8 protein-coding genes and 2 pseudogenes are annotated in these 9,563 nt (G+C 70.2%); 2 read left to right on the top strand and 8 right to left on the bottom strand.

Annotated elements, in window-relative coordinates; genetic code table 11:
• Nucleotides 1–53 precede the first annotated feature (53 nt).
• From AOK11_RS07715 to AOK11_RS07705, 3 genes are all read right to left on the bottom strand, one after another.
• On the bottom strand, nt 54–1,244 hold the full coding sequence (locus AOK11_RS07715; protein ID WP_055592893.1) for a uroporphyrinogen-III synthase: 1,191 nt from the start codon (nt 1,242–1,244) through the stop codon (nt 54–56).
• A gap of 144 nt (nt 1,245–1,388) precedes the next feature.
• Nucleotides 1,389–2,744, bottom strand: coding sequence for a nitrate/nitrite transporter (locus tag AOK11_RS07710; protein WP_055592892.1), 1,356 nt, complete (start codon nt 2,742–2,744; stop codon nt 1,389–1,391).
• A 167-nt stretch (nt 2,745–2,911) separates the two neighbouring features.
• The gene (locus AOK11_RS07705; RefSeq protein WP_055592894.1) at nt 2,912–3,370 is read right to left on the bottom strand and encodes an ATP-binding protein; all 459 of its coding nucleotides are present in this window, start codon (nt 3,368–3,370) and stop codon (nt 2,912–2,914) included.
• 218 nt (nt 3,371–3,588) lie between these two features.
• Here AOK11_RS07705 and AOK11_RS07700 point away from each other — a divergent pair, with 218 nt between their 5' ends.
• Nucleotides 3,589–4,440 carry a helix-turn-helix domain-containing protein gene (locus tag AOK11_RS07700; protein WP_055592891.1) on the top strand — a complete coding sequence of 284 codons (852 nt, stop codon included), beginning with the start codon at nt 3,589–3,591 and terminating at the stop codon, nt 4,438–4,440.
• 11 nt (nt 4,441–4,451) lie between these two features.
• Entirely contained in the window at nt 4,452–4,625 is a 174-nt protein-coding gene (locus tag AOK11_RS38620) for a DUF397 domain-containing protein (protein WP_063793437.1), read from the top strand.
• A gap of 5 nt (nt 4,626–4,630) precedes the next feature.
• Here AOK11_RS38620 and AOK11_RS43340 read toward each other — a convergent pair whose 3' ends face one another.
• The 5 genes and pseudogenes from AOK11_RS43340 to AOK11_RS44590 all read right to left on the bottom strand — a co-directional run.
• A complete protein-coding gene (locus AOK11_RS43340) occupies nt 4,631–4,795 on the bottom strand; it encodes a hypothetical protein (RefSeq protein ID WP_167353769.1) in 165 nt (54 codons plus the stop codon).
• 314 nt (nt 4,796–5,109) lie between these two features.
• Entirely contained in the window at nt 5,110–6,291 is a 1,182-nt protein-coding gene (locus AOK11_RS07695) for an amidase domain-containing protein (RefSeq protein WP_055592890.1), read from the bottom strand.
• 109 nt (nt 6,292–6,400) lie between these two features.
• Nucleotides 6,401–7,684: a polysaccharide deacetylase family protein gene (locus AOK11_RS07690; protein WP_055592889.1), complete on the bottom strand. Its 1,284-nt coding sequence runs from the start codon at nt 7,682–7,684 to the stop codon at nt 6,401–6,403.
• A gap of 52 nt (nt 7,685–7,736) precedes the next feature.
• Nucleotides 7,737–9,094, bottom strand: a pseudogene (locus AOK11_RS07685) (transglycosylase domain-containing protein); the annotation flags it as partial.
• Nucleotides 9,095–9,096: 2 nt separating this feature from the next.
• Nucleotides 9,097–9,550: pseudogene (locus AOK11_RS44590) on the bottom strand (transglycosylase domain-containing protein); the annotation flags it as partial.
• Nucleotides 9,551–9,563: the final 13 nt, after the last annotated feature.

The raw sequence follows: 9,563 nt of genomic DNA, 5'->3' as shown, positions 1-9,563 counted from the left end.
CCGCACCGGAGTCCCGTCCCCGGTCCGGAGCCCCGCCCCTGGGCCGGCTGCGCTCAGGCGTCGTCCCCGTACTTCGCGTCCGCCTGCGGGTCCAGGGCCAGGCGGTAGCCGCGCTTGACGACCGTCTGGATCAGCCTGGGCGCGCCGAGGGCGGCGCGCAGGCGGGCCATCGCGGTCTCCACCGCGTGTTCGTCGCGGCCGGTGCCCGGCAGCGCGCGCAGCAGGTCCGCGCGGGCGACGACCCAGCCGGGGCGGCGGGCCAGCGCCCGCAGCAGCGACATGCCCGCGGGCGGTACGGGGCGCAGCTCGCCGTCCACCACGACGGCGTGCCCGCGGATCTCCACCCGGTGCCCGGCGACCGGCAGCGAGCGGGCCCGGCCCGGCAGTTCCCGGCAGAGCAGTTGGACGAGGGGGCCGAGCCGGAAGCGCTCCGGATGGACGGTGTCGACGCCCCGGGCCTGCAACGGCAGCGCGGTGACCGGGCCGACGCAGGCGGGCAGGACGTCGTGTCCGAGGGCGGCGAGGACCTCGTCGAGCAGACCTCGCTCACCGGCGCGGGACAGCAGGGACGCGGCGGCGGGCGCGCTGGTGAAGGTGACCGCGTCCAGGGTCCGGGTGACGACGGCGTCCAGCAGCCGGTCGACGGGGGCGATGTCCTCCGGCGGCATCCACCGGTAGACGGGCACCCCCACCACGTCCGCTCCCGCGGCCCGCAGCGACTCCACGAACCCGGGCAGCGGTTCGCCGTGCAGCTGGAGGGCGATCCGCAGCCCGTCGACGCCCTCCTCCAGGAGCCGGTCGAGGACCTCGGCCATCGATTCCGACGACGGCGACCACTCCTCCGTCAGCCCGGCGGCCCGGATCGCGCCCTTGACCTTCGGTCCGCGGGCCAGGATCCGCGCCCCGCGCAGCCGCGCCAGCAGATCGTCGCCGAGCCCCCAGCCGTCGGCGGCCTCGACCCAGCCGCGGAAGCCGATCGCCGTGGTGGCGACCGCGATGTCCGGGGCCTGTCCGATGATCTCCTTGGTGGCGGCCAGCAGTTCGCTGTCGTCGGCGAGCTGCACGATCCGCAGCGCCGGGGCGTGCAGGACGGCGGCGCCGCGCCGCTGGAGTAGCGTGCCCAGTTCGTCGGCCCGGCGCGCGGCGGTCACGCCCACGGTGAAGCCCGCGAGCGGCCCGTGGCCGGGGGCCTGCTCCGTGGGCGGCTCCGTGGGCCGGTCGGGTTTCTGCTGTTCGTCGTGCATGGTTCTCGTCCCGCTCTCGTCCCGCACTCGAGTCGGTGTGCTGCGTTTCGGTGTGCTGCGTGAGGCACGGCTCGTCCTCATGCCGACCGAGCCTGCCAACGCTCCGTGACAGGTTCGGTTCGGCTTCATGTCACCAGTGTTACGTCACACCTCGGCATAGCTGAGCCGGGGCTTCTCCTCCGCGACGGCCGTCGGGGCGGCCGGCCGCGCCGGGCGGCGAAGGTATACGGCCCGGGTGACCGCCAGGCAGACCGCGTAGAAGACCAGGAAGGCGACGAACGCGCCGGTACCGGAGCCGTAGGAGAGGAAGGACTGACGGAAGGCCAGGTTGATGCCGACGCCGCCGAGCGCGCCCACCGCGCCGATCAGCCCCATGGAGGCCCCGGACAGCCGGCGCCCGTGGGCAGCCGCCTCCTCGCCGCTCAGCCCCCGGGCCAGCGCCTTGGCCTGGAAGATGCCCGGGATCATCTTGTACGTCGAGCCGTTGCCCAGGCCGGTGAGCACGAAGAGCACCACGAAGGCGACGGTGAAGAGCACCAGCGACTTCTGCATGGAGGCGACGATCAGCACCCCGGTCGCCGCGCCCATGCCGACGAAGTTCCACAGCGTGATCCGCGAGCCGCCGTACCGGTCGGCGAGCCGTCCGCCCACCGGGCGGATCAGGGAGCCGAGCAGCGGGCCGACGAAGGTGACGTAGGCGGCCTGCAGCGGGGTCCGGCCGAACTCGTTCTGGAGCACCATCCCGAAGGCGAAGCTGTAGCCGATGAACGAGCCGAAGGTGCCGATGTAGAGGAAGGACATGATCCAGGTGTGCGGATCGCGCGCGGCGTCCTTGGCTGCGCCGGTGTCGTTGCGCGCGGTGGCGAGGTTGTCCATGTACAGCGCGGCGAGCGCGGCGGCCACGACGATCAGCGGGATGTAGAGGCCGAGCAGTACCCGGGGCCCGCCGCTCGCCCCGATGATCGCGAGGGCGGCGAGCTGGATCACCGGGACGCCGATGTTGCCGCCGCCGGCGTTCAGACCGAGCGCCCAGCCCTTCTTCCGCAGCGGGAAGAAGGCGTTGATGTTGGTCATGGACGAGGCGAAGTTGCCGCCGCCGATGCCGGCCAGCAGGCCGACCAGCAGGAACGTGGAGAAGGACGTCCCGGGCTCCATCACGGCGAACGCGGCGACCGTCGGGACGAGCAGCAGTGCGGCGGAGACCACCGTCCAGTTCCGCCCGCCGAACACCGCGACGGCGAAGGTGTACGGGACCCGGACCACGGCGCCGACCAGCGTCACCAGGGACGTCAGCAGGAACTTGTCGGCCGGGCTCAGCCCGTACTCCGGGCCCATGAAGAGCACCAGCACCGACCACATCGTCCACACCGAGAACCCGATGTGCTCGGACAGTACGGAGAAGAGGAGGTTCCGGCGGGCGATCGGCTCCCCGGTCCGGTTCCAGAAGTCCTCGTCCTCGGGGTCCCAGTGCTGGATCCAGCGACCGCCAGGGGCTGTCATGACGCCTCCACTGTTCTCCGGGGCGCGGCGGACGGATGCCGCGAGGGACTGACCCCGAAGGTAGGAGGACAGCGTTTCCGCCCTGTGGCAGCGGATGACCACCGGGGAACGTTGCTCTCACTCCCGGCGGGTGCGGGGCGAGAGGCGCCGGACGTACCGGTCGGGTGTCACCCCGCGCCCCGCCGCCCGCCCACCTCGAACCACAGCAGCTTCCCCGCACTTCGCCCCAGCACGCCGTCCCCGAACGCCCACCCGCCCCAGCTGTCCGCGTACTCCGTCACGAGGCGCAGCCCTCGCCCGGATTCGGCACCGGCCGGGGCGAGCGCGCCCCGGTCCCCGGGAGGCCCGTCGAACGGCGCGGGGATGTGCGGATGGCTGTCCCACACCCCGACCCGCAGCCGGCCGTCGCTCAGGCAGGTGAGCCGCAACGATGCGGGGCCCTTGGTGTGCCGGTAGGCGTTGGTGACCAGCTCGGACGTCAACAGCTCCACCGCCTCGACGGCGTCCTGCTTCCCGTGCCCACTGAGCACGGCCCGCACCGTCATGCGTGCGACGCGTACGGCACGAGGGTCATGGGGCAAGCGAAGGGCGTACGCCCAGGGGTGGGGCGGGGCTACGGTGACCATGAACGGCTCCACGGGAAAAGGTGACTTGAACTCGCTCAACGGCGACGCCGGCGGTGGCAGTGCCGCGGTTACGGTGCGCTTCCGGAGCGGGCGGTCGAGCGTTACGTGACCACCGTAGAGCGGATGGTTAGATGGATCCTACGAAAACAAATGGATCCATCCACGTTTCACTCGTGTGAGGGAGAGAGGTGCCGCATTGCGGCCAGGAAGGAAACGCCGTGCCGCCCACCAACAATCCGACGCTGCGGCAACGGCGGTTGGGCGCTGAGCTGCGCAAGCTTCGCGAGCGGGCCGGCCTCACCGCCACCGGTGCCGGCGAGTTGCTCGGCGTCAACCAGGCGCGCGTCAGCATGATCGAAACGGGCCGCACACCTGTCAGTGCCGACCGGATCCATTCCATGGCACGCACATACGCCTGCTCCGACGTCGCGCTCGTCGACGCCCTGGCCGCGATGACCGGGCGGCGATCACGGGGCTGGTGGGAGGAGTACCGCGAGAACCTGCCCGTAGGCCTCATCGATCTCGCCGAACTGGAGCATCATGCGGCAGCCCTGCGCGTGGCACTGGTGGTTCACATCCCCGCCCTCCTGCAGACCACCGACCATGCCCGCGCCCTCTTCCGCGAGGCGGTGCCACCACTGCGGCAGCACGAAATCGAGCACCGCGTGTCCCATCGCATCAAGCGCCAAGCCATTCTCCACCGCGAGGATCCGCCTCCTTACACGGCAGTGATCCACGAGTCCGCTCTTCACATGGGGTACGGCGGCCCCGCAATCGTCCGCGTCCAGCTCCAGCATCTGCTGGACATGAGCGAACTCGACCACGTCACCGTTCGGATCATCCCGTTCGGCAAGGGGTCCTTCCCGGGGACGGGACAGTCGATCGACTACCTGCTGGGTCTTGTCCCACAGCTCGACACTGTGCAGCTGGACACCCACCACGGGTGCGAATTCCTCGACGCGGAAGCCCAATTGGACAAGTACCGTTCAGTGCTGGACCGCATGGAGTCGAACGCCCTCGAACCTGCCGAGTCCCGCGACCTGATCCGCCGCATCGCCCGAGACAGCTGAGAGAGCCTCACATGACCGATGACCAATGGCGTAAATCCACATACAGCCCCGACGCCTCCAACTGCGTCGAGATAGCCGCCGCCCCGGCCACCGTCCTCGTACGCGACTCGAAGGACATGGCCGGCCCGCGCCTCGCCCTCTCCCCCGCCTCCTGGACCGCCTTCCTCACGCACGTCGCGAAGTGACCGTCTCACCTGCCGCCGGTGATCCGTACGGCGGCTCCGCAGGCCGTGAGCGCCAGCCCCGCCAGCAGGACGGGGAAGCCGGGACCCGGAAGGACGTACATGAGGGCTCCGGCCATGGTGGCCACGGCTCCGACGGACATCAGCACGACGCCGAGGGAGGAATGGTTCACGGGGGTCTCCTGACCGGTGCGGCGGTCCGCCGCACCAAAAGCGTGAGCACTTCGGCCACTACTGTCCTGATACCGCTCATGTGAGCGCTTGCGTGACACATGCCCGCCGACTGCTCACGGCTTTCGGCACGGCACCCGTCTCCGGCCCCGCGGCGTCGGGATCGCGGAGATCCCTCTCACCAGCCGGCGGGACACCATCCGGCCCGGGGGGCCGCCGGAACCCCTGTCCGGCGGCCCCCTGCCGTTTCGCACGGCCACGCCTCGCCCGTGCGCGGGTGAGGCGTGGCCGCCGCATCACGGCCGGAGCCGGGCGGTCAGGTGCGGTAGGCGTAGTACGACGCGTTCGGGTACGACGCGATGATGCTCGCCACCGACCTGCTGTAGGTGTTGGTGGAGTGGTACGTCAGATACGGCACGCCCTGGCTGCGGGACGTGACGATCATGGTGTGGTCCTTCGACCCGTCCTTGTCGAAGTCGATCTGGAGCACGTCTCCGACGTCCATCTGGTGGACGTTGGCGAGGCTGGTCGTCCGCTCCGAGTTCTGGGCGAACCAGGACCACTCGTTGACGCCGACGAACGAATGCGACTGGATGTCGGCGTTGCCGAACCACCGGGTGTAGTCGTACACGTAGCCGGGGACGTGCTTCCAGCCGCCCTCCTTCAGGGCCTGGCTGACGAAGTTGGTGCAGTCGCCGCCCGCGCCCGCCCCGTTGTAGTTCGGGTAGGCCGGGTTGTAGTCGGACCAGTACCGCTTGGCGTAGGCGGCCATCGCCTTGTAGTCCAGACCGCCGGCGGTGAGGTTCTTCGGGTTCGCCGGGCCGGGGTACGCGATCGACGCCTTGGGCGCCGAAGGCGTGGTGGTGGCCGACTTCACGGACACGGAACCGGTGGCCTGCGGCGCGGTCGTCTGGTTCACGGCGAGGTTGTCCTCGTCGGCCGGGCGGATTCCGGTCAGCTGCCAGTTCCCGCTCCGGTCCGCGGTGAACGTCAGCTCGTGGCGGGCCTGGAACCCCGTGGTGCCCGGCTCACCGCCGCGGACCTTCTCGTAGGTGAGGGTCGTGGTCTCGGTGACCTCGGCCTTCGCCTTGCGGCCCTTCACGTTCGTGGCGCCCAGCGTGACGGTCGTGCTGCCCTTGCTGTATTTCTCGCCCAACTTCGCGAGTTCGCCTCGGCGCCGGTCCAGCGTCGACAGTGCGGCGTCCTCGCTGCGGGCCGTGCCGGAGGACAGCCGGACCTTTCCGGAGAAGCCGTCGGTCAGCGGCTTGTTCCGGTCGTCCTGGCCTCCGCCGACCAGGGCCTCCGTGCGGTCGGTGAAGACCGCGTCCGCGAGCTGCTGGAAGGTGGCCTTGGTCCTGGCGTTCACCGTCGGGTCGTCGGTGACCGCGGCGCCCGCGCTCCAGCCGGGCAGCATCGCCGCTCCGGCGACGACGGAGGCGGTGGCCGCCCCGAATATGGCGGCGCGGCGCCGCGTGCGGCTTATTCTTCTTGACTTCACTGATGTTCCCCTCTTGCCCCGGCGGGGGATGCCGGGAGGCGCATCCTCGCATGAGATGTGCGTCAACTGTGAAGAGGGGAGCGCCAGTTGACCATGTGGTGACGGAGCCTCACTGCACGACGGTCGACCAGTCCGGTGACTGGGCCGGGTCGAGGGTGCGCAGCCGCTCCAGCGTCGCGGGGGCCTGCACGTCCATCCAGTCGGCCAGTTCCTTGAAGGACACGCACTGGACGTCCTTCTTGGTGCACACGTTCTCGATGGTCCGTTCCACGGCCCGCATGTAGATGCCGCCGTTCCATTCCTCGAAGTGGTTGCCGATGAACAGGGGTGCCCGACTGCCGTGGTAGACGCGGTTGAACCCGGCCATGTAGGTGTCGACGGTCTCCTCTTCCCACTGGGGGTACATGGCCGGGTCGCCCTCGGTCTTGCCGTCGGACTGGTTGTAGAGGAAGTTGAAGTCCATGGACAGACCCTGGTACTTGCCGCCCTCGTACGGGAGCATCTGCAGCGGGAAGTCCCAGACGCCGCCCTTCTTGACCGGCCATATCTGGAAGTCTCCCGCGGAGCTGGAGTCGTAGCGGTAGCCATAGTCCTTGATGGCCTTCAGCAGGTTCGCCTGGCCCTCCAGGCAGGGGGCGCGTCCGCCGGTGACCTCCTTGTCGACGTCGAAGGGCAGCGCGGGCAGGTCCGTGTAGCCGGTGTTGGTCTTCCAGTTCTTCACGAAGGAGTTGAACTGGTCGATCTCGCTCTTCCACTCCGCGACGCTCCAGTCGCCGCCGCCCTTCTCGTTGCAGAAGTGCCCGTTGAAGTGGGTGCCGATCTCGTTCCCCTTCTTCCAGGCCCTGCCCAGCTGCTCCAGCGTGGTGCGGATGTGCTCGTCGGTGGGGTAGCTGATCGCCGCGGCTCCCCGGTCGTGCTGGGGCGGGTCGTACAGTGCCTTCTTGGTCTGCGGCAGCAGGTAGATCCCCGTGAGGAAGAACGTCATGTGGGCGTCGTTCTCTTCGGCCACGTCCAGGAAGTGCGAGAAGAGCCCGTCGTCGCCCTGCAGTGCGCCGTCCCAGGAGAAGACGACGAACTGGGGAGGTTTCTGGCCCGGCTTGAGCGGCTTCGGCTCCAACCGGCCCTTCTGCGGGCCGGTGTAGGAGGTGGAGCCGTCCCCCAGGATCTTGGTCCTGCCGTCCCAGTCCGGCTCCTCGGTGGCGGTCCCCGCCGCCTTCTTCCGGCCCCCCGAGGAAGCGGTCGGCGCGGTGTCGTCCGTGCTGTTCAGCACCAGGTAGCCCGCCGTCAGCGACCCGGCGACGAGAAGCGCCGCCGACGCCAGGACCGCGGGGCGGAGGGTGGCGGTGCGACGCGGTGCCCGGGCCTTGCGGCGGCGCCCCGACGATGGCTTCATGTGCGGCTCATTCTCCAGAGTCGGTGGGGGGACTGCGGTGCCCGGTCGGTGGTCACCCGAGGAGGCCCAGGGCGCCGGACCAGATGCCGTAGGGGACGCCGTCGCCGGCGGTTCCGGCGACGGCGTCCAGCGGCAGCGGTTCGAGACTCTCGGCGAGGTCGATGCGGTAGACGACGACCGCTGTGGAGACGGACTCGTACGTGCCGACGTACCAGGCGGCGGTGTCCTTCTCCGTCGTCCCGGGCTTCCCGGCCACCTTCGCGGTGGCGGGCGCGCCGTCGGGGTGGGCCGTGCGGAAGCAGTCCGTGAGCGCGGAGGTGACCTCCTCGGCCACCTCGGCGCGGACCGCCCGGCGCGGCTCGGGCAGGTCCAGGGGGATCTTGGCGCCGTTGCGGGTGATCCGGCGCACCGAGTACGGCTCGGTGTGCTCGCCGGCCGCGGCGAACGTCGCGTAGCCGCCGGCCATGCGGATGGCGCTGGGCGTGGAGCTGCCCATCGACAGGGCGGGCACCCGGGCTCCGATGCTGGAGGGCAGCAGTCCGGAGGCCACGGCGGTGGCGCGCACCTTGTCCAGGCCGGTGTCCATGCCGAGCTGCATGAACGGCGTGTTCGCCGAGAGTGCCATCGCCCGGTGCAGGGAGATCTGCCCGTAGGATCTGTCCCCGTCGTTGCCGGCGGCGACCTTGCGGCCGCTGCGGTCCCAGTACGGCCCCTCCGGTGTGCGCACCGGCACGTCGTCGTCGCCGTTGTAGGGGGATTCGCCGGTGACGGGCGTCGGCTCTCCGTCGCGGGTGGTGCGGACGCCGTGCTGCAGTCCCGCCGCGTACACGAACGGCGTGAAGGCCGTACCGGCCGGGACGGTCGTGGCGTTGGACTCGTTGTAGCCCTGCTTGCGGTGGTCGGGGCCGCCGTAGACGGCGAGGATCCGGCCGTCGGCGGCCACCGAGGCGGCCCCGTAGTGCGCGGTCCTCGCGGTCTTCGGGTCGTCCTTCAGCGCCTTCTTGCGGGCCTTGGTGACGACGTCGGTGAGCCGGCGTTCCCGCTTCTTGTCGAAGGTCGTGTAGATCTGGTAGCCGCCGAGATCGAACTGCTTCTCGGAGATCTCCCCGGACTTCTTGGCGTACTGGGAGGCGAGTTCGACCAGGTAGTCGCTCTGCTCACCGGTGGAGTACAGCGGGTTGCTCTTCAGCGGCTCGGGGAACTTCTTGTACGTGGCCCGCTCGGCCGGCGAGAGCTTGCCGATGTCGACCATCCGGTCGAGGGTCCAGGACCAGCGCTCCTCGGCACGGTCGCGGTTGGCGCCGCTCAGGGTCGGGTCGTACAGGCCGGCACCCTTGAGCAGGGCGGCCAGGAACGCGGCCTCGCCGGCGTTGAGTTCGTTGACGTCCTTGCCGTAGTAGGCCTGGGCGGNNCGTTCTTGACGTACTGCTGGGTGATGGTCGAGCCGCCCTGGGTGTCGCCCTGGCCGAACGTGCGGAGCACGGCGCGGGTGATGCCCATCACGGAGATGCCGGGGTCGTTGTAGAAGTTCTCGTTCTCGGCGGCGAGGACCGCCCAGCGGACGTCCTCGGGGATGTCCCGCAGCGGCATCGCCTGCCGCTGCACCCAGCCGGTACGGGCCATGGGTGTCCCGTCGGACCAGAAGTACACGTTGTCCTGCTGGGTGGCGTACGAGTTGAGGTTGTCCGGGATGTCGGTGGCCGCGTAGGCGACGACGAGGAGGAGGCTGCTGAGACCGAGACCGGCGACCGCGCCGCCGAGCCACTGCCGCCAGGAGGGAAGCCATCGGCGCCAGCCGGTGCGCCCGGGCCGGGGGTATTCCGGTTTCACGCGGCGGGCGTAGGGCGCGAGGCGGGCGGCCGGCACGGCGAGGACGCTC

The sequence above is a fragment of the Streptomyces hirsutus genome, assembly GCF_001418415.1.
Taxonomy (GTDB): domain Bacteria; phylum Actinomycetota; class Actinomycetes; order Streptomycetales; family Streptomycetaceae; genus Streptomyces; species Streptomyces hirsutus.
Note: the sequence above shows the minus strand (reverse complement) of the source record. Positions and strands in the feature narration are given on the sequence as shown.